Origin of the sequence: Pseudomonas cichorii (assembly GCF_003700275.1) — a bacterium.
Classification (GTDB): domain Bacteria; phylum Pseudomonadota; class Gammaproteobacteria; order Pseudomonadales; family Pseudomonadaceae; genus Aquipseudomonas; species Aquipseudomonas cichorii_B.
In genome coordinates this window covers 50636-71125 of sequence record NZ_RBRE01000035.1, presented here as the reverse complement: position 1 = coordinate 71125, position 20490 = coordinate 50636, and the positions used below count along the sequence as shown (strand labels likewise).

Sequence of the window (20490 nt, the reverse complement as noted above, 5' to 3'; positions counted from 1 at the left end):
CGGATCAAAAAGCACGACAACAGCGTCCGGCTCATCGTGGGCCCGGAAAAAAGCCTCGAGCAGGGTCGCGCAGGTTTGGTTGCCCAGTATCGTGTGGCCTGCCGCAGGATCTGCGCCAAGCGTCCAGGTGTATGTGATAGTTCCGGCTTCATGGCTTCTCTCGGACCAGGCGTAGAACGATGCTGCAGGCTTGCCTTGTACGTGAAGGGTAACGCTCTGTCCGGTACGTCTGCCCTCAAGGGTTACGCTGTACTGCCCATCGGGCGTTTCCCAGGCGCCTGACGGGGTTTTCCTGAATTGCAGCGAGCTGCGAGGCTTGGGGGGCGAGGCGCGCAGGGTGCCCAGGGCCATCCAGCCGAGCAGCGCCACTCCCAGCACCAGCACGGCCCACAAACCGATACGTTTCCAGTCCATGCTGCTGGCCGCGGTTTGGGTGGGTGACGCGATTCTGAGCGGTTCGCTGGCCGGTTCGGCGCGACTCAGGCTATCCATTTTCTGTGCGCTGTAATCCGGTATCAGCGTCGCCAGTGGCAGGTTGGCGGGCCGCGCGCCGGGGTTGCCGATAGCCAGTGAAAACGGGCCAGTGCCACGTGCCAGGAACACTAGCTGAGGGGCGTGCACGGCAAAGCGCAAGGTGGGTGCCTGAGTGCCCAGGCCGCCACCGCGTTCATCCACTTCCAGTTTCAGTTCGCGCACGATACTGCCGGAGGCCGGTATTTCATCCTGCACCACGTCCTGGCCGTTTTGCGTCAGACGGTACAGCAGACCGCTGCCGAGGCGCTGCCATGGCGACTTGTTGTCCATGCGGCCGTACAAGGTGCCGGGGGCCAGGCTGTTGGGCTGGGCAAGGTCGACTTTCAGGCGTTGGACGGGCAGGCCGGTCGGCAATTGCCAGAGGTAGCTGCCCGGTTTTTCCAGGTTGCCATCCAGCGGCTGCGACCAGCTCAACGGTCGTTGCGGCTTGTCGCCAGGGGCGCTGAACAGTTGCGCCGAGGTCAGCTCTGGCGCGGTGTGTGGCGTATTCCACAGCAGCCGCAGATAACGCGCCGGGCGACCGGGCAGGGCGACTTCGCGTTGCTGCACCACGTCGTTGGCAAATGACACCCGCGCTACCTGGCCTTCGCCCCAGGCCTGCCAGTGCTGCAAGTCATCACTGGCTTCGATGCTGAAACGCTGGAAGCCTTCCTGCTCGTTGCTCCAGTCGATGACCAGTTGTTCAAGAGGCTGTTTGATTGCGCTGGTGTCCAGCAGCCAGCCGCGCAGTACCTTGTCGCCAGCCTCGCTGGCAGTTTGTGGCTGCACCTCAATCAGCGTGCCATTGGCGCTACGCTCGACGCGAATGCCCGGTGCGCTGTCGGGCGCATCGGCGTTGGTGTAGAGCGGAAACCATTTGACTGCAATCGGTGCCTGTTGCGTCTTGGACTGGATCGGTTCATTGGCCAGGGCATATGCCTGAGCCTGGCCTTCGGCATTGAACACGCGCAAGTCGCCAAGATCCTGCTGACGCGAATTGAGCTGTACGGCCAGTGGCAGTTCGAGGCGATACCAGGGACCGTCGCCCGTGAGTTTCAAGGGGGTCTGGCTGGCAAAATCGGCAGGGTTGTCCTGGGCTGCGGCAAACGGCGAGCCCAGCAGGGCCAGGCTGTACAGGACCATTCCGAATAGCGGCTGATGATTCAAGAATACGTTCCTCATAGACTTTGTGTTTCGCGGGTTGCTGCCGTTTTTTTCGGCGGCAGCGGAGCGAAATACCCCACGACCAGCAGCAATATGCCGACCCCGATGAACGAGACGATGCGTGCCAGGCCGCCGTGGTTGCTCAGTTCGACCAGGAACAGTTTGGCGACCACCACGCCGATCAGTACGGCGCCGGCAATCCAGGCTTTACGCCAGGCGCGAACGTGGCCGCCGATCATCAAGGCCAGTGCCATCAGCGTCCAGACGATGGACAGTGCAGCCTGAGTCAGCATGGAATCGAGCGGAGCCCGTTCGTACCATTCGAGTCCCATCCAGTGGCGGGTACTGCGCACGACCATGGCGGTGATCAGGGCAAACAGCGACGAGCCGCCGATGATCAGCGCCATGCGCTGGGCATTGCGCAGGCTCATACCCAGTTGTGGCAGACCATTGCGGGTCCAGCTGACGATGCCCAGCAGGGCGAACAGCAAGCCCAGCTCCACAGGGTTGAGCACGGGAAGGTAAGGCAAGGGTTCTGCGTTGCCTGTGCTGTCGATGTTGGTCGTCCAGAACCACGTCAGCAGCCACATCCAGACCGGCGCTGCGGCCCAGCCGCGATAGGCGACGGGATAAGCGGCCACCGGCCATTTCCATTGCCGCGACGAGGCCATTGCCCACAGATACAGACTTGGCAGCAATGCCCCTGCCAGTGAAGCCCAGGTATTGCGCGGCGTCATCTGGACGACCAGCTCGCTTGCGCCGTAGAACAGCTCAAGGCTCAGCACGACAAGAGCCAGCCAGCAGCCCGATACGTGGGCGAACGTCAGCGCCCTGGCGGGTAGCATTCCTGCCAGGCGTTGCAGTGACCACAGGTGCACGATCAACAACGCGGCCCAACTCAACCATGCCCAGTGGGAAAACAGGTGTTGATAGTCGAACATTGTAAGGGCCAGCGCGATCCAGCTGGCAGGCGTCAGCCCCACGCACAAACGCGCCAGGCCTGGCCAGTTCAAGCGCAAAGCCAGCACGCTCCACAGCGCAACGCTGAGGGCAATCGACAGCAATAGCAGGGTTGCCAGAATTGTCGGGGGTGTCAGGCGCATGAGCGCGATGATCAAGGCCAGTGCCCACCACAGGCCGCCCCAGGCCAGCAGCACGCCAGACAGCAGCGTATCGCTGACGTAACGCAGAACCTTGATGCGCTGCACCATCAAGGCACTGAGCAAGCCGGCGAGGGCGATGATCATCGGTGTCCAGAAATCACCCACTTCGCGCAGCCGGAAATACCAGTCATCCATCTGCTCAATGAACGCCAGCCCCGCCGCGGCCTGTAGCAGCAAGCCAAAGCCGCGGGCCAGCAAGCGGTTCTGACGCATACCCAGCCAGAAGATCGCGGCCCCTTCGATGGCCCAGGCGCTGGTGGTCCATTGCGCACCCAGTCCCAGCGGGATCGCCAGGGTGGCGAACATTACGCCCAGTGCCAGGCAGGTTTCCACCAGCAACAAGGCGCGTCCCGGTGCGCGCCCGGCCAGCAGACGGGCGATGCCCATGTACAGCAGGCCCAGCGCCAGCGCACTGAAGGCTGCGCCAAATTCGGTATTTGCAGTAAGCGCATATTGCAAGCCGAAGCCCGCGATGGGTGTGCCGAACAACAGGGTGCCGTCGACATAATCTCCCTGGCGACCGGACCAGCGCAGCATCGCTTCGCGGCTGCCATGGTCGGGCGCGTCGCTGGGTTGCTGCAGTTTCTTGCGGGCGAACAACAGGCCGATGGCCAGGTACATCAGGAAGAACAGGATCAGGAATGGCTCGACGCTCCAGAACAAGTCCGCCGTATAGGCGCGCAGGCCCCAGGCGAAGCCGATACCAAAGGTGCCGATAAAACCGATCAGGTTCAGCAGGCGCCAGGTCTTGAACCAGGCGATGGCAAAAATACCGGCATTGAGCAGGGCAAAGTAGCTGAACAGGGTGACATGGCTGCCCTGACCGGTAGACGCCATGATCGGTGCGGCGAAGCCTCCCAGCGTCGCGGCACAGGCCAGCGCCAGTGAGTTCTGGGTTACCGCCAGCATTGCCGAGAACAGCGTGACGGCAATCAGCAGTACAAAGCCCATGCTCGGGTCCAGCAGCTCATGCATCCGCATGGCGCCGAGTACGGTCAGATACAAGACGCCGATCCCGGTACCTTGCATCATCAGGGCAAAGGTCGTGTTGCGTCGGCGCAGCCACCAGCCCAGGCCGAGCAAGGCCATTGCGCTGCCCGCGACACCGGCATAGCGGGCTTCGATGGGCACCACCACGCCTTCGGTGGCATAGCGCAACAGAAAGGCCAGGCCCAGAAACAGCAACACCGCGCCGACTCGCAGCACGGTATTGCCGCCCAACAGCCAGTCCTTGGCGCTTTGCAACGGGTTTGGCCGGGACGGTGGCGGGGTGACAGCTGGAGAGTCCGGCTTTTCTTCGGGCGCGGTTGCCGTGGCGGCGGGCAGTTCCTCCGGCAGGTCCCAGCTCAGTTCCGGTTCATTGTTCTGGTTGATGGCATCCTGGACAGCCGTATCCCGTGCGGCTGTATCCAGGGTTGTGACTATCAGTGCATCGTCAGGCTGCGGCGCAGCGGTCCGGGCCGCGTCAGGTGTGTCTGACGGCGTTTCCAGAACGGCAAGGCGCTGCTGCAGGGATTCGATCCGTTGCCGGGCCTGTTCCAGTTGCCGGTCCTGTCTGGCCGCCTCGGTGCGCAGTCTTGCAACTTGCCGCTGCAGCCATATGCCCAGCGCCAGCAGGATCAGGGGCGCGCCAATGACCCAAATATAAAACGGGTTTTCGGCCAGGTATTCGAGTGTTCCCAGAACCATTTCCAGAACAATCCACAGCACGTGGCGACATCCTTTTTCAGGGTGGGTATTGGCAGATGATTGAAATGATAGTGGGCAACCGTCGACCCGAATCGACGGCATGTCCATTCGCTAACTTAAGTCTCTTTCGATATGGGTTGAATAGCACACCTGTACTATTTTCCGGCCTGCCAACAAGCCCGTATAACGGCTTGCGCCCTTACAGCGCCTCACAGGTTTGTCGCTCTTGCACATATCAATCAATGGAGTTTGGATAATGAGATTCCTGGCAGTCGTCCTGGCGGCTCTGGCACTTCAAGGCTGTAGCAATACCCCTTTGGGAAACCTGCTGAATAACGAGCGTTTCCAGACGACCAGAGATGTCCAGGCATCCTGGGTAGGCTCGTCCGCCGATGAACTGGTCATGTCATGGGGCACGCCGAAAAGCAGCTATGCCATGGCGGGGGGCGCCAACATGCTTTCCTATGAATACCTCTGGCTGGAAGGCGCAGGCGATTACAACCCCCAATATGTCTGGTGTGTACAAAGGTTCCTGGTCGAAAATGGCATCATCACCCGATGGGGGTTGAGCGGTGGTTGTCCGAAGAGGCCCAAGAATGCCAAATCGATCCCGGATACACCGGTTCCGCAACCGACGTTGTAAGGAAGCCTGCCTGAACAACTTCTTCAGAGCATTTCCCGGCGTATCCGCGTCGCTAACCTGTTAGCCTATTCCGTTATTTCAGCAAACAACGCTTTATCTTCGTCAAACGGAATTTGAATGCAGACTTCACCGCTTCTGTCGCTCCCATCACGACCTGTAAGTATTCTGGGTTCCGGGCATGCTTTGCCGGAGCGGGTGGTCACCAGCGCAGAGCTTGATGTTGAGCTGGGTCTGCAGACGGGTAGCGTGGCGCGGATCAGTGGTGTGCTGCAGCGGCATGTCGCCAGTCGCAGTGAAACTGCCGCCAGCCTTGGTGCGCTTGCGGCGCGCCAGGCCTTGCACGCAGCCGGTGTCGAACTGGAACAGATCGACCTGATCGCTTGCGCCAGCGGCACCATGGATCAGGGCCTGCCATGCAATGCCGCATTGCTGCAGCGTGAACTGGGTGCAGGCCAGTCGGGTATTGCTGCCATGGATATCAACGCCAGTTGCCTGGGTTTCATTGCCGCCCTCGATACTCTGTCGTGGCCACTGATTGCCGGACGCTACCGGCGCATCCTGCTGGTCTGCTCGGATATCGCTTCGTGCGGCCTGGACTGGCAGCAGGTGGAAGTCAGCGGGATTTTCGGTGACGGCGCAGCCGCCGTGGTGCTGGGTGTCAGTGACTGCACGTCGAAAACAGCGCCGAAAATCCTGGCTTCCAGCCTCAAGACCTTTGCCGAAGGTGCACATCTCTGTCAGATCCCGGCCGGTGGCTCGCGTTTTCACCCGCGGCGTATCGACATTCCGTTCGAGCCACTGACCAGTTTTTCCATGCAGGGCAAGGAAGTCTACCGCCTTGCGGTCAGGCACCTGCCGACGCTGAAGGATGAACTGCTGGTCCAGGCCGGCCTGACTCAAGATCAGATCGACTGGGTCATTCCGCATCAGGCCAGCCAGCAGGCATTGCAGCATGCTGCCAGGCGACTGGGCTTTGCCGAGGGCCAGGTCATCGATATCTTTGCCTGTCACGGCAATCAGGTGGCCGCTTCGCTGCCCACCGCACTGGACATTGCCATCCGCGACCAGCGCATCCAGCGCGGGCAGACTCTGATGTTGATTGGCACCGGTGCCGGTCTTTCGCTGGGCGGCATGGTTCTGGAGTACTGATGAAAGTTCTGGTTACCGGCGGTACGGGATTCATTGGCCGGCATATTGTCTGGCGCCTTGCCTCTCAGGGCTGCGAGGTGCAGTTCAGCGGGCGCAATCCACAGGCCGCAGCCGAAGTCCTGCAGTACAGTCCTGCGCCAGTCAACTGGCTGCCGGTGGAGCACGGCACGCCCGAGGCCACTTCTACACTGATCGCGGCCACACGGGGTTGTGATGCGATAGTGCATTGCGCTGCGTTGTCTTCGCCGTGGGGTACGCCGCAGGCGTTTGCCCGGGCCAATCTGGATTCCACCGACGAAGTGCTGCAGGCCTGTGAGGCCAATGCAGTGAAACGTCTGCTGCATCTGTCGACGCCAAGTCTGTATTTTGCTTTCCGGGATCGTCTCGACATCCGCGAAAGCGAACCGCTGCCAACCCCGGTCAACGAGTACGCCCGCAGCAAGGCGCTGGCCGAAAAACGGGTACATGCAGCAGGTCTGGACGCTGCAGTGATCCTGCGTCCCCGTGCGGTATTCGGCCCCTGGGACGGCACACTGTTGCCGCGCCTGCTGCGGGTCATGCAGCGTGGCCGGATCCCGCTGATGCGCGGTGGTCGCGCCCAACTGGACCTGACCTGTATCGAGAATCTGCTGCACGCTGTGGAACTGAGCCTGCACCAACCGCTGCCACGAAGCCTGTGCACCTATAATGTCAGCAACGGCACGCCGCTGGCTTTCGATGATCTGCTGCACAGCATCGCCACGCAATTTCGCCTCAACCTGCGTACCCGTCGCCTGCCGTGGCGGCTGGTCGATGCCGTGGCCCGGATCCTGGAAACCCGCGCCCGGCTGAGCGACAGCGGCGAACCGTTGTTGACCCGCTATGGTGCTGGCGTGTTGGCTTTCAGTCAGACCCTGAACCTCGATGCCATCCGCAACGAATTGGGCTACCGCCCGGTGATGACTCAGGAGCAGGGGATTCGCCAGCATGCGCAATGGTGGCTGGCCCGCCAGGGAGCGCAAGCATGAGCCGGACGGTCAGCCTCAACGTGTTGCGCGCCGGTTGGTGCCGACACCTGGAATGCATGGCCGATAGCGGCGGGCGCTGGGCGCTGACGCGCTTCCCGGCGCTCTGTGGCCTGATCCGTCATCCCGAGGCGGGATGGATTCTCTACGACACCGGTTATGCCGAACACTTTTTCAAGGCCACCCAGGCGCTGCCGGAACGTCTGTATCGTGGCGCGGTGCCGGTGCAATTGCCGGTGCAGGAACAACTGATCGCCCAGTTGAAGGCTTTGGGCATTGATCCGGACGATATCCGTACGGTGATCATTTCGCATTTTCACAGCGATCACATTGCCGGTTTGCGGGACTTTCCCAAGGCTTCGCTGATTGCCCTGGATGCCGATCGCCGGCATATCGAAAGCCTGCGTGGTTTGCGCTGGCGTGCGACGCTGGGCGGTCATCTGCCCGCGTTGCTGCCGGACGATTTCGCGACGCGGCTGCGCCTTGCCGATGCGTGCAAAAGCATCGAGCTGCCGCCGTGGATGGCCCCTTTCAGCCAGGGCCTCGATCTGCTCGGCGACGGCAGCCTGATCGGCGTGCCGCTGCCGGGCCACAGCGAAGGCCAGCTTGGCCTGTTTATCCCGGATGCCCAGGGTCGCCCGGTATTTCTGGTGGCCGATGCCTGCTGGTCGGTGCCTGCCTGTCGTGCCGAGCGTCTGCCGGCCTGGCCGGCATTGCACCTTGTCAGCCACGACGCCCGACAGTATCGCCAGACCTACAGCGGCCTTGGCAGTCTGATCCGTCGCGAACCGGCGGTCGCGGTGCTGCCGTCCCATTGCACACAGGCCTGGGAGGCGTTCGACAATGAGCAGTGAACGACTCATCGGAGCGCTGCGCTCGGCACTGAGCTTTCTCGATAGTCGCTACCGGCTGCGCTTCACCCGGCGTGAAAAGCTGGAGGCCTGGCAGGCCCGGCAGTTGCAGCACTTCCTGCACCATGTGCTGCCCAGGGCCCCGCGCTTCAAGGATCAGACCTTCACCCGGCTGGCGGACCTGCCACTGATGGACAAGGCGCTGTTGATGCAAGACTTCGCGGGTTTCAATACCCGTGGCCTGAGCCTTGAGGAAGTGTTGCCCGTCGCACGTCAGGCAGAAGAGTCCCGCGACTTCAGCCCGATGCTGGGTGATATGACGGTCGGGCTTTCCAGCGGCACCTCGGGCAATCAAGGGGTGTTTCTGGTCAGTTCCCTGGAGCGCCAGCGCTGGGCCGGCATTCTTCTGGCGCGTACCTTGCCGCGACGTTTCCTGCCACGCTTGCTGTGCTTTTGGCAGGCACCGTTGCGGATCGCGTTTTTCCTGCGCGCCAACAGTCGCCTCTATACCACCTTGTCCAGCCGTCGCATCGACTTCGCCTTTCATGACCTGACCCTTGGGCTTGAAGCCGCGTTTGCACGCCTCAATGCCCAGAATCCCGATGTGCTGGTGGCTCCGGCCACTGTACTGCGCGGTCTGGCTGAGGCCCGCATGCAAGAGCTCTTGACGATAACCCCGAGTCATATCCTGTCGGTGGCCGAAGTCCTCGAAAGCACCGATGCGGATGCCGTGTGCATGGCATTTGGTGTTGCCGCGCAGCAGATCTATCAGGCCAGTGAAGGTTTTCTCGGCTACACCTGCGAACAGGGCACCCTGCACCTCAACGAAAGCCATCTGCATATCGAGCCGCAATGGCTGGACGCCGAACAGACACGCTTCCAGCCGATCATCACCGACTTCTCCCGGCGCACACAGATGATCGTGCGTTACCGTCTCAACGATATCCTGCGGGTCAGCGAAACGTCTTGTGCCTGCGGGCGCGCCGAACGGGCGATTGCGGCGGTCGAAGGTCGGGCGGATGACATTCTCTGGTTGCCGAATCTGGCAGGTCGGCAACTGCTGGCGCTTTATCCCGATGTAATGCGCCGTGCCTTGCTGATGCACGGCGCCGAGTTGCAGGAGTATGAAATCCATCAGCAGGGCCTGCACTGGCAGATCAACCTGCGTACCAGCGGCGATCATGCCCGTGTCTGCCAGGCCCTCGTTGCCAGCCTGCATACGCTGTGTGAAGACCTTGGCGTTCAACCTCCGGCGTTGAGCTTTGGCCATTGGCAGGCGCCGCCAGCCCACGCCAAGCGCCGTCGCCTGAAACTCTTGCAAATGCCTGAGGGCCTGCCATGCGCGTACTGATTCTCGGGGCCCGCGCACCAGCCTGTCTGGAATGGGCGCGGGCTTTTAGCGAGGCCGGCTGGGAGGTCAGCGTGGCGGATTCACTGAGTCAGCCGCTCAGCCGTTTCAGTCGTTCGGCGCAGCATTTCGTGCGCCTGCCGGAGCCCAGACAAGACCCGGCGGTCTGGATCGAAGCGCTGGCCAGAGTAATCGAAGCGCAGCAGATCGACCTGTTGTTGCCGACCTGCGAAGAAGTGTTTTACCTGGCCCATGGCCTGGAGCGGCTGGCAGCGCTGTGCCGGGTGTTGATCAGTGACTTTGCGCTGCTGCACCGCCTGCATCACAAAGGCCAATTTGCCGCCATGACCCAGGGCTGGGCATTGTCGGCTCCCGAAACCCGCCTGCTGACTGATCGCCAGGCAGTGCTGGCGCTGAGCGTCGATGCCGGGCAGTGGGTCTTCAAGCCAGCGTACTCGCGCTTCGCTTCGCAGACCCTGATTCGTCCGTCCATCCGGCAATTGGCCGTCGTACAGCCAACCATCCAGGCACCCTGGGTAGCGCAACGCTTTATTGAAGGGCAGGAGTTCTGCAGTTTCAGCGTGCTGATCGAGGGCGAGCTGCGTGCCCATAGCTGTTACCAGCCGCGCTATCGGGTAGGGCGTGGCTCGGGTATCTACTTCCAGCCAGGTGCGCCGCAAGCCGTGCGCCGGTTTATCGAGCAGTTCGGTCGTGAAACCGGCTATACCGGGCAAGTGGGTTTCGACTTTATCGAGGATCGTGCCGGTAACTTTCATGTGCTGGAGTGCAATCCACGGGCTACCAGTGGCGTGCACCTGTTCGACGATCAGCGCCGCTTGCTGGTCAGCACGCTGAGCGAGTCGTGCGGACATTTGCTGGAGCCGACAGGCGAGCCGCGCATGATCGCGCTGGCCATGCTTCTGCTGGCGGCACCACAACGCGCCTTGAGCAGGGCGTTCTGGCGCGACTACCGAGCGGCGCGTGATGTCATCGTCCAGCAAGGCGACTTCAGGCCGCTGGCTGCGCAAGTGTTGAGCCTTGCCGAAATCATCGCCCGTGCTGCCTCCCGGCGTTGCGGGTTGCTGGCTGCGTCCACGGCGGATATCGAGTGGAACGGTCAGGCGCTGGGCGAGCCGCCGCGATGAAGCTGCTGTACGCGGAGCAACTCATCAACGAGCCTGCCAGCCCGGACGACAGCCACGCCCGGCAGTACGTTCGCGCCTGTGCTGGCGATGGGCTGATCGGTAATGTCAGCACGCGCATGGCGCTGCTCGACACTGGCACCCAGCAGTTTGTGCTGAGCATCAACGAAGGCCGCGAACCTGCCGACAACTGTTACGTGGTATCGCCCCGAACCGCCTATAGCGGTTATGCCCGCGAAGAACTCAAGCGCCTTGGCCGGCCCTGGCTGACCTGGCCATTGGCATTGCTGACCCAGGGTGTCGATCTGCTGTTGAGCGCGGCCAGGGTCGACAAGCTGGTGCAGGTCAATAACTGGCTGTTGTCGACCAATCTGTACCCGGAGCACTGGAACCTCGCCGAACTGCCGGCAATCACTGCTTTCCTGCAGCAGACTTTTCCCGATCACAGCATCTGTTTTCGCTCGATCAATGACTTCAGCAACCGGGAACTGCGCCAGCATCTGCAAGCTCTTGGCTACCTGAGCATGCCCAGTCGCCAGGTGTATCTGTTCGACGCTCGGGCAGGGGACGAGGCGCCGTTTCTCCAGCATCACAACGTGCGAATGGACCGCACGCTGGTTCGGCGCAGCCCCTATGCCGTGGTGACAGGCTCTACGTTGCATGACGCCGACTTTCAACGTATCGAACAGCTTTATAACCTGCTGTACCTGGACAAGTACTGCACGCTGAACCCGCACTACAGCGCTGGCTGGGTACAGCGTGGCCAGCGTGAAGGCTGGCTCGATATTTGTGTCCTGCGCAGTCGCGAAGGGCGCATCGATGGTGCGCTGGGCTGGTTTGCCAATGATGCGACGCTAAGCGCGCCAATCGTCGGTTATGACACCGCGCTGCCGCAAAAGGTCGGGTTGTATCGGCAACTGACCTGCCTGTGCCTGCTGGAGGCCGTAAAACGCCGCCAGGTATTGAATTTCAGCTCTGGCGCTGCCGGTTTCAAACGCTTGCGTGGCGGCCAGCCGCAGATCGAATACAGCCTGATCGATGTCTCACATCTGTTCTGGGGGCGTCGGCTGGTGTGGAAGGTGCTCAGCCGTCTGCTGCATGGCATCGCGGTGCCCATGATGAGGAAACTCAAACTGTGAATCCTGTTGCCCGTTGGTGGCCGGTGGCTCTGAGCCATGAGCTGAAGGCTGCGCCATTGGCGTGCCAGCTCGATGATTTGCCACTGGTACTTTTCCGTGACGAAGACGGGCGCGCCGCGGCATTGCCGGATCGCTGCCCGCACCGTTTTGCGCCGTTGAGCGCGGGCAAGGTCCGCGATGGACAGATCGAATGCCCTTATCACGGCTGGCGCTTTGCAGCAGACGGACGCTGTACCCGCGTGCCCGGCATCGAGTATGTCGCGGGTTGCAAGCCGCTGCTCGACAGCCTGGCCTGCTGTGAAGCCCATGGCCTGGTGTGGGTCTGTCTGAGCGGGCAAAGCCCGGCATCGCCACCCGTTGCGCCCGCCGGACAACGGCAGAAGCTCGACACGTTCTGGATCACCGATCAAGTGCAGTGTTCGTTGCAGGATGCTGCGGAAAACTTCCTCGACGGCTTTCATACCCATTTCGTGCATGCCGGCTGGATTCGACATGACAGGCAACGTCAGCAGATAACGGCCCGGGTTCGTCCGCTTGCCGATGGCATCGAGGCTGAGTACAGCGAAGAAGGCAAGCAGTCAGGCCTGATTTCGCGGCTGTTCGAGGGCGAGCGGGGCAGCAGCATGGGACGTTTCCGGCTGCCGGGGCTGGCGGAAATCGAGTATCGCGACCGTGGTGACGGCCTCAATCTGCTGGTCAGTGCCTGGATGACACCATGCGGCGATGGCCGTTTACAGGTGTTTGCCCGGGTTGCCACTGCCCGGGGCTGGTTGCCTGCGCTACTCAAGCGCAGCGTCTTGCGCCGGGCATTTGGGGTCATCCTGCGCCAGGACCGGCAGATACTCGAAAAAGTCAGCGCCAATCATCGACGCTTTCATGCTGTTGCAGCTCTGCCACTGGATGGCCCGCAGGATCTGCTCGGGCCGGGTATCCGACAGTTGCTGGAGCAGGGCCGGCCGCTGGTTTTTGACGAGCGCGAAGTGAATATCCGGCTTTGAGTGTCAATGGCGTGAACTGCAATGAGTGTCGTCCAGTGCACAGCTAGCACATCTGTTCTATTGCTGTGCCTTGTTCCAGACCTTACTTTTTACGGTGAAGTAACCCCTGCAGAAACAAGCCATCCTGTCGCCCTGTTCTGAGCGGTGGAGTTACGGTGGACCGTGAATAAGGAAAGTTATAAATGAATCGCCAATGTACTGTCTGGGGCCTTAGTGCTGCATTGCTCGGTATTTCTGGAGTCGCGAATGCCGATGTGGAATGGTGGTTGATTTTCGGTGGTGGTGAACAGCCGAACAGAGAAATGTTCTACGCGGACGCCAGTTCAGTCGTCGAACTCAAGAAAGAAAGCGGCATGAAGGAATTTCCAAAAACCGTCGACGTGCTGCAGATTCATGAAGCAGCCTCAGGCCCGGAGTATGTCAACTACCAATTTCAATTTCAGTGCGAGAGCAAGTTGATGCGCGTTGTCATTGCAACCGCGCACATGCGCTCAGGCACCAACGTCATGGCGCCCGCGCCACCTGGCTGGTTCCCTTTACGGTACAACTGGACACAGCAGCCTTACCAGTTTGCTTGCCACCCTGAGAACCGTACAAAGAACGGCATGTTCAATGTGAATGCGCGTGGTGCCGATGTTGCGCAGATGTGCGAAATCACCCGCAGGATGATCTGGAAAAACCCGCCTGTCGATTCAGCGGTAAAGGAACGTCCGTCCGCCAGTGTCATGAGAGACATACAAACGCTGTTGGGTGCGCCCGGGCAGTAAACTTCGCAGAGCCTGAGAACAGTTATGGCAGAACTAACTCATGAATAAGAACTGGATAATATTGGCGGCCGCACTGTCCACCGGTTGCGCACAGATGGACAGTATTCCTGAAGTCTATGCGCGCAGTCAGTGGAAAGGCCTGCCTGCCGAACAGGCGGTGGAGTTCTTTGGTAAACCCAATCAGCTCGTTCCCTCACCAGAGTTCAATACGGTGAAGATGCGCTGGTTGCGCGACACTTCGGTCGTTCGTGAAGAGGTCGTAGGCCGCAGTTCCGAGATGCAAGGCAATGTCATGGTGCACACCAATCACATGGGCAATGTGGGGTACTCGAAAAGCTGCACCATTACCGTGACGGTCGATAAGCAAATGAAGATTATAGATTTCGATGTGGAGTCGGGCACGCTGTTGTCACAAGGCTGTGCCGGTATCGACATGGGGCCGCCGTAGACTTTGTGCCCAGCCTCAATCGGGCATCGCTTCATAGCCATCCAGCGCATAACCGCTGGTGCCCGTGCCGCTGAGGTGACGTCCTGCGCAATGGTAACTGCGCCGCTCGTAACTGTAGGCGGTACGAATCTGGCGAATATCCGCAAGCGGGCTGCGAAACTGCCAGCCTTCTTCCACTTCATAGCTTGCGTGACTGGCATCGGTGGCCACCACGCCCTGGCTGTAGATCAATGTCTGTCTGCTGCCGTTTTCTTCGGGGATCGGTTGCGGATCGGCCTTGGCCTGGTCCACACGCCAGGTCTCTTCGAGAAACGCCCGGCATGCGGCAAAGTTTGGCAACTGACTATTCTCGATGGTCGAGGGCGGCAATTGACCGCTGGCCTGTAACTGAACTGGACACGCCAGGAACACGGCCCATAGCCCCAAGGCTGATGCTGTGTTGCAGGATGCATTGCTCATGGTTTTTCACAAGACCTCACTTTCAGTGTCAAGAGTGACAGTCTCAAGCATCATCCCGATGCAGAAGAATAGTACGTGTGTGCTATTGAAGGCCGCGGCGCAATCGTCAGTAATTGCGCAATAGTCGTTGAATGGATGGTCTGCGCATGTTCAAGCCACCCGGCAAGAGTATTGCCTTGTTCGCAACAGGAATAACGGTTGGCGTTGTTTTTACGTTTTGCTGGATAACGGCACAACCCTCGGCAGCGCTGACCCAAGGCTTGCCCTCCGAATGGAAGGCCGCCTCCGCGCAATTCGATCTGCGTATTCGCGAGCGCTTTGTTATTGGTATCCCGACCTGGCAACTCATCGAGCAACTCAAGGCGCAAGGGTTCACGCCAACCTGGTATGAAGTCGACGGTGAGTATGGCGCCATGCGCAGCGAGGACCGTTTCGTATGCAGGATCGTTGCGCGAGTCTACTGGCGTCCGGGGCCGAGCGGGACAGTGGTGGCCATTCGTGGGCAGTATCGGGAGGAGGGTTGTTAGGCTTTGTACGAAAAGTGGCTGTGCTCGGTGATGCTGCGTTAAAAACAGGCTCGGAATGCTCATTTACAATTCGTAAAGTCGAGCGCGACTCCGACCGTTCCTCGCCTGTTTTGCCTTGCCTGACCTTCGCTCGCCGACTTTTCGTACAAAGCCTGGGTTCTGTATGTAGACGGGGTGAGGCAAAAACAGGAAAGAGCTTGTTTTTATGCGTAATTATTAAGCGATGGCGATAATGCGCTGACGTTCAATGATGGTGCAAAGGATTACAAGGTTTTGAGTTACGACAAGATTACACATAGTGAAGTTGATAACTTTCTGATACCACCAGATAGGCGTGGATAATCGTGGAATTGGGGAGAGCAGAGCGGCTGTGTCATAAGTGAGTCGCTCTGTTTTTTCATATGAAACACCTGCTGTAACGTTTAATTCAGATTGACTGATTATTCGACAGAAAGCACTAAACTTCCCGAGGAATACTTCGGTCACTGCTCTAGACGCCAGACTTTCTGCGTGTTGTGCAACTGACCAAGGACTTCCATCATGATTCGCGATGACCGTAGCATCCCGGGCGCTGATCCCGCCTATGTCCATCAAGACACTCACGCCATTGCGCCAGTGCTCAAACGTATTTCCTGGAGTGCGGTACTGGCCGGCGTGGTGCTTGCCATGGTTGTTTCATTACTCTTGAACCTGCTGGGCACGGCGATAGGCAGTGCCAGTATCGACCCGATACAGGAGGCCAATCCCATGTCGGGGATCGGGACCGGTGCCGGTATCTGGCTGGTCGCCAGCTCGATGATCTCGCTGTTTATCGGTGGCTGGGCGGCAGGGCGTCTGGCGCAACGTGAAGGCGCGTTCCACGGCCTGCTGGTCTGGGCCAGCGTTTCGCTGATCACGATGTATCTGGTGACCAGCGCGGTAACCGGCGTGGTACGCGGCGGTCTGAATCTGGCGGGCAGCGGCATGTCGGCACTGGGCAGCGGCATCGCTCAGGTCGCACCTGCGCTGGGCAGCAAGATTCAGGAGCAGATGCGCGAGCAGGGCATCGACTTCAATCTGGACGATATTCAGGGCGAAATCGAAACCGCCATGCGTCAGACCGGCAAGCCTGAACTTAACCCGGACACCATCCAGCAGGAAGCTCAGTCAACTCAACAGGACGCGCAGAATACCGCCAGGCAAGGCGCGGAAAACCCTCAACAGGCCGATGAAAAACTCGCTGGCCTGATGGACCGTATCAAGGCCAAGGGTGATCAGGCCTGGGATGCTGCCGACCGTCAGGCGCTGGTCAACCTGATCAAGGCCCGCGGCAACAAGACCGATGAAGAAGCCAACCGCATCGTCGATCAGGCTCAGGCCAGTTATCGCGAGGCTTATGCCAGGTATCAGGAATTGATGGCCCAGGCCGAGCAGAAAGCCCGGGAAGCTGCGGAGGTGACGGCCAAACGTGTTTCGCAAGCCGCTTGGATACTGCTGATCACACTGGTGATCTCCGGTCTGGTGGCTGCGGGTGCCGGTGTACTGGGACGTCGTACCCAGCCGCCGGCCAAGGTGGTTGCTGTCTGATTCAGTGCCGTATGAGTGCTCCCGCGCAATGCGCGGGATCGCTCAGATCCAGCGGTCATTCTCGGCAGTCAGGTCGCCGGTATGCTCTCCGGTGTTGATGACGCCACAGGGCTCGACCAACAGAATCTTCGCCTCCTGCGCTGCAAACGGCTTGTGCTCGACGCCTTTGCCGACCACATACATTTCTCCCGCACCCAGAATCACCTTGCCGTCACGCAAGTGAATCTCCAGCTCGCCCTCCAGCACGATAAAGACTTCATCAGTATCGGCATGGCTATGCCAGATGAACTCGCCTTCGACCTTGACCAGCTTGAACTGGTAGTCGTTCATCCGGGCAATCACCTTGGGCGTCCAGTGCTCGGAAAACAGGGAGAACTTGTCGGCAAAATTGATTGCCGTGCCAGATGGAACGGGTGGTCCACTCACGAATGAAACCTCGCTGTTGTCCAGTAAATGGCGATCTGGCGCTTGCCGTGCCAGATCGCCGATGCTGCTGGAAGTTATAGACGCTTCAAAGCCAGGCTGACAGCCTCGGCCAATGCCCGCACATGCGGCTCCATCACTAGTGTATTGTGCTCGCCGCGCAGCGCAGTGATCTGCAGACGCTCGCCTTGCAGGTCACTCCAGCCCAGGGTCGGATCGACACGCGGCTGATCCATGGCGGTAAACAGCGATACGTGTACGTCGGTGACCGGGCTGACATAGGCATCGACCGCCTGGCGAATGGCATAGGCAACCGTCAGGTGGGTGCGTAGCGACCGGGCGTCGATGTCCTTGCCCAGTTCCTGTGGCAGCAGGTCGTTGGCCAGGCACAGCTCCAGCATCTGTTCGATGCGATTGTCGGCGGCATATGCATTCAGCTGGTTTCTGACGCCTGGCTCAATGCTTTCCGGCAGCCACTCCAGCAGGAACTGCTCTTCGCTGATGGGCTGTTCGGCAGGTGCGACCTTGTGCACCGACGTGTCGATAATGCCCAGAAACTCCACCGTTTCTCCTGCTGCAAGCGCCTGATGGGCCATTTCGTGGGCGATCAGGCCGCCGGCCGACCAGCCAGCGATACGGTAAGGTCCCTTGGGTTGTAGTGCACGGATCGCCGTCAGATAACTCGCGGCCAGGGCCGGGATGGTGTTCGGGGTCTTTTCCCCGGCGTTGAAACCACTGGCCGCCAGCCCATAGACCGGCAGGTCGCTGTCCAGCAAGGGAGCCAGATCCCGGGCGTATTGCACTTCGCCGCCCAACGGGTGAACCAGGAACAACGGTCGCTGGCTTCCGTTGCGCCGGATCGGCACCAGATTGCTGCGTGTCGCCTGACCAGCCTGCTGCTCCAGGGTCCGGGCGAAACCGGCCACGGTGGGTTCGACAAACAGATCACGCACCGCGATTGGCTTGCCCAGTACCTTGCGCAGTCGGGAGGTCATCTGCACCGCCATCAGCGAGATGCCACCCAGCTTGAAGAAGTCATCATGGCGGCTGATCTGCTCGGTCTTGAACAACTCCTGCCAGATGCGCGCAATCGCCAGCTCGGTATCGCCTTGCGGGGCTGCAAAAGGCAACGCTTGCTCTTCGACATCCTGCGCCGGGGCGGACAGTTGCGGCGCGGATTCGCCACGCACCAGCGGCGGCAACTGTGCCAGCAGTGCGTCGACCGGCTGTTGTGCGTCGGCGACCAGATGCTCCAGGTTCAGGCTGAACAGATCGAGAATGTTCTGCACCGTTGTCTTGTCGAACAGGTCGCTGGCGTACTGCATGCTGCCGTACAGGCTGCCTTGATCTTCGGTGAGCGACAGCGACAGATCGAACTGGGTGGTGTGATGAGCACTTTCCAGCGCTTCGATCTGCAGATCGGGCAGGGTCAGCGGTGCAGGCGGCGTGTTGTTCAGGCTGAACATCACCTGGAACAGCGGGCTATGGCTCATGCTGCGGGTCGGTTGCAGTGCGCTGACCACCTGCTCGAAGGGCAGGTCCTGATGATTGAACGCGGCCAGGCTGAGATCCTTGATGCCGATCAGCAGGCGAGCGACGCTGGCCTTGCGCTCGGCCTTGACGCGCAAGGCCAGGGTATTGGCGAAGAAACCGATCAAAGGCTCCAGCTCGGCACGCTGCCGGTTGGCGACCGGTGTCCCGACCACCACATCGTCCTGGCCGCTGAGATGGGTCATCAGGGTCGACCAGCCAGCCAGCAGGGTCATGAACAGCGTGCTGCCCTGAGCCTGGCTGAAGGTGCGCAACTGCTCGCTCAATGCAGCCGGCAGGGCGAAGTCGATGATGCCGCCGGCATAGCTTTGCAGCGCCGGACGTGGCCGGTCCAGTGGCAGGTTCAACAAGGCCGGTGCGCCTTGCAGGTGGTTGCGCCAGAAGTCGGTCTGCGCTTGCAGGGCCGCGCCCTGCAACCACTGCCGTTGCCAGACGGCGTAGTCGGCGTATTGCAGCGGCAACGCCGGCAACGGGTCTTTTTTGCCCTGGCTGCAGGCGCTGTACAGCACGCTGATCTCATGGGCCAGAACGCTGTTGGACCAGCCGTCCGAGATGATGTGGTGCAGAGTGATGAACAGCACATGCTCGGTATCGCCGGTCTGGATCAGACAGCCTCTGAGCAGTGGCCCGTTACCCAGGTCGAACAGCGTGCTGGCATTGCTTTCGCCAAGCTGCTCGATGATCTGTTGACGTTCCGCGTTCGACCGCTCACGCAGATCGTGCCTGGACAGCGCGAAACCACGGTCGGCAGCGGCGATTCGCTGTTCGGGCTGACCATCGACCAGGGCAAACGCGGTGCGCAGGATTTCGTGACGTGCCACCAGACGGTCAAGGGCTGCCTGCAAGGCATCGGCGTCCAGTTGCCCGTTCAGGCGCAGGGCCACGGGCAAGTGGTAGGCGGCGCCCGCTGCCGGGTCCAGATGATCCAGGAACCACAGGCGTTGCTGCGAGAACGACAGGGCGAGCTTTTCCTTGCGGTTGGCCAGCGGAATGTTCTGGCTTTGCTCGGGTGAGGACGACTCCACCCGTGCAGCGAGGCCGCGCACGGTCGGAGCATCGAACAGCTCGCGCAAGGTCAGGCGGGTGCCGAGCTTGCGGCGCAGCCGCGACAGCAACTGCACGGCCAGCAGCGAATGACCGCCCAGCTCCAGGAACCCGTCATTGCGGCCGACCCGCTCGACATGCAGCAGGTCCTGCCAGATTTGGGCAATCGCCTGTTCCACCTCGCCTTGCGGCGCTTCATACGTGCGGCTGGCCAGTGCCTCCTGACCTGGAGCGGGCAGGGCGCGACGGTCCAGCTTGCCGTTGGCGGTCAGCGGCATGGCTTCCAGTTGCACGAAGGCGCTGGGGATCATGTATTCCGGCAGCCGATTGAGCAGCAGGGCGCGCAGTTCTTCGGCGGATGTAGATTCACCACAGACGTAGGCCACCAGGCGGTTTTCGCCCGGGTTGTCCTCACGGGCAATCACCACCGCTTCACGGACTGCCGGGCAGGCCAGCAGCGCGCTTTCGATCTCGCCCAGTTCGATACGGAAACCACGAATCTTGACCTGAAAGTCATTGCGCCCGGCGTATTCCAGGCTGCCGTCGGCTTTCCAGCGACCCAGGTCGCCGGTCTTGTACAGGCGGGCCTGGGGATCATCGGAGAACGGGTTGGCAAAGAACCGCTCGGCAGTCATTTGCGGATTGTTGAGGTAACCGCGAGCGACCCCGGCACCGCCGATATGCAGCTCGCCGGTCACGCCCACCGGCACCGGCTGGCCACGACGGTCGAGGACCAGCACCTGCATATTCGCCAAAGGCTTGCCGATACTCGGACGTTCGCCCAGTTCGCTGATCAGGCCAAGGGATGCATCGACCGTACATTCGGTCGGACCGTACATATTGTAGAAATGGATATTCCGGCTCTGGCGCAGTTTGTCCCAGGTGGCGGCATTCAAGGCTTC

At 60.7% G+C, this 20490-nt stretch carries 16 protein-coding genes and 1 pseudogene; 12 read left to right on the top strand and 5 right to left on the bottom strand.

Features of this window, described 5'->3' with window-relative positions:
• Positions 1-324: 324 nt before the first annotated feature.
• A pseudogene (locus ALQ04_RS08190) lies at positions 325-1695 on the bottom strand (DUF3999 domain-containing protein); the annotation flags it as partial.
• On the bottom strand, positions 1692-4550 hold the full coding sequence (locus tag ALQ04_RS08185) for a DUF2339 domain-containing protein (RefSeq protein WP_259644968.1): 2859 nt from the start codon (positions 4548-4550) through the stop codon (positions 1692-1694). The pseudogene ALQ04_RS08190 and the gene ALQ04_RS08185, both read right to left, overlap by 4 nt.
• A 235-nt stretch (positions 4551-4785) precedes the next feature.
• Between ALQ04_RS08185 and ALQ04_RS08180 the strand changes: the two genes are divergently transcribed.
• The 10 genes from ALQ04_RS08180 (at position 4786) to ALQ04_RS08135 (ending at position 14018) form a co-directional block, all read left to right on the top strand.
• Entirely contained in the window at positions 4786-5172 is a 387-nt protein-coding gene (locus ALQ04_RS08180) for a hypothetical protein (RefSeq protein WP_122315253.1), read from the top strand.
• A gap of 117 nt (positions 5173-5289) precedes the next feature.
• Positions 5290-6321, top strand: coding sequence for a 3-oxoacyl-[acyl-carrier-protein] synthase III C-terminal domain-containing protein (locus tag ALQ04_RS08175; protein WP_122315252.1), 1032 nt, complete (start codon positions 5290-5292; stop codon positions 6319-6321).
• Positions 6321-7328, top strand: a complete 1008-nt coding sequence (locus tag ALQ04_RS08170) for an NAD(P)-dependent oxidoreductase (protein ID WP_122315251.1) — start codon at positions 6321-6323, stop codon at positions 7326-7328. The genes ALQ04_RS08175 and ALQ04_RS08170 overlap by 1 nt, the downstream gene beginning before the upstream one ends.
• Complete coding sequence (locus ALQ04_RS08165; RefSeq protein ID WP_122315250.1) at positions 7325-8179, top strand: MBL fold metallo-hydrolase; 855 nt, start codon at positions 7325-7327, stop codon at positions 8177-8179. The genes ALQ04_RS08170 and ALQ04_RS08165 overlap by 4 nt, the downstream gene beginning before the upstream one ends.
• Positions 8169-9527 (top strand): F390 synthetase-related protein, encoded by a 1359-nt coding sequence (locus tag ALQ04_RS08160; RefSeq protein WP_122315249.1) that lies wholly within the window; start codon positions 8169-8171, stop codon positions 9525-9527. Before ALQ04_RS08165 ends, ALQ04_RS08160 begins: the two co-directional genes overlap by 11 nt.
• The gene (locus ALQ04_RS08155; protein WP_122315248.1) at positions 9515-10669 is read left to right on the top strand and encodes an ATP-grasp domain-containing protein; all 1155 of its coding nucleotides are present in this window, start codon (positions 9515-9517) and stop codon (positions 10667-10669) included. The genes ALQ04_RS08160 and ALQ04_RS08155 overlap by 13 nt, the downstream gene beginning before the upstream one ends.
• A complete protein-coding gene (locus ALQ04_RS08150; RefSeq protein ID WP_122315247.1) occupies positions 10666-11805 on the top strand; it encodes a hypothetical protein in 1140 nt (379 codons plus the stop codon). The genes ALQ04_RS08155 and ALQ04_RS08150 overlap by 4 nt, the downstream gene beginning before the upstream one ends.
• A complete protein-coding gene (locus ALQ04_RS08145) occupies positions 11802-12803 on the top strand; it encodes an aromatic ring-hydroxylating dioxygenase subunit alpha (protein ID WP_122315246.1) in 1002 nt (333 codons plus the stop codon). The genes ALQ04_RS08150 and ALQ04_RS08145 overlap by 4 nt, the downstream gene beginning before the upstream one ends.
• A gap of 182 nt (positions 12804-12985) precedes the next feature.
• Positions 12986-13570, top strand: coding sequence for a hypothetical protein (locus ALQ04_RS08140; RefSeq protein ID WP_122315245.1), 585 nt, complete (start codon positions 12986-12988; stop codon positions 13568-13570).
• Between the two features lie 40 nt (positions 13571-13610).
• Entirely contained in the window at positions 13611-14018 is a 408-nt protein-coding gene (locus ALQ04_RS08135; protein WP_122315244.1) for a hypothetical protein, read from the top strand.
• A gap of 15 nt (positions 14019-14033) precedes the next feature.
• Here the strand turns inward: ALQ04_RS08135 and ALQ04_RS08130 are convergent, their stop codons facing one another.
• Positions 14034-14477: a hypothetical protein gene (locus ALQ04_RS08130; RefSeq protein ID WP_122315243.1), complete on the bottom strand. Its 444-nt coding sequence runs from the start codon at positions 14475-14477 to the stop codon at positions 14034-14036.
• A 146-nt stretch (positions 14478-14623) separates the two neighbouring features.
• Between ALQ04_RS08130 and ALQ04_RS08125 the strand changes: the two genes are divergently transcribed.
• Together ALQ04_RS08125 and ALQ04_RS08120 are read left to right on the top strand one after the other, a co-directional pair.
• Positions 14624-15004: a hypothetical protein gene (locus tag ALQ04_RS08125; protein WP_122315242.1), complete on the top strand. Its 381-nt coding sequence runs from the start codon at positions 14624-14626 to the stop codon at positions 15002-15004.
• Between the two features lie 540 nt (positions 15005-15544).
• Complete coding sequence (locus tag ALQ04_RS08120) at positions 15545-16570, top strand: hypothetical protein (protein ID WP_122315241.1); 1026 nt, start codon at positions 15545-15547, stop codon at positions 16568-16570.
• Between the two features lie 42 nt (positions 16571-16612).
• Here the strand turns inward: ALQ04_RS08120 and ALQ04_RS08115 are convergent, their stop codons facing one another.
• On the bottom strand, positions 16613-16996 hold the full coding sequence (locus ALQ04_RS08115; RefSeq protein WP_122315240.1) for a cupin domain-containing protein: 384 nt from the start codon (positions 16994-16996) through the stop codon (positions 16613-16615).
• Between the two features lie 74 nt (positions 16997-17070).
• A partial coding sequence (locus ALQ04_RS08110) for a condensation domain-containing protein (protein ID WP_147466576.1) occupies positions 17071-20490 on the bottom strand: 3420 nt, incomplete at its 5' end.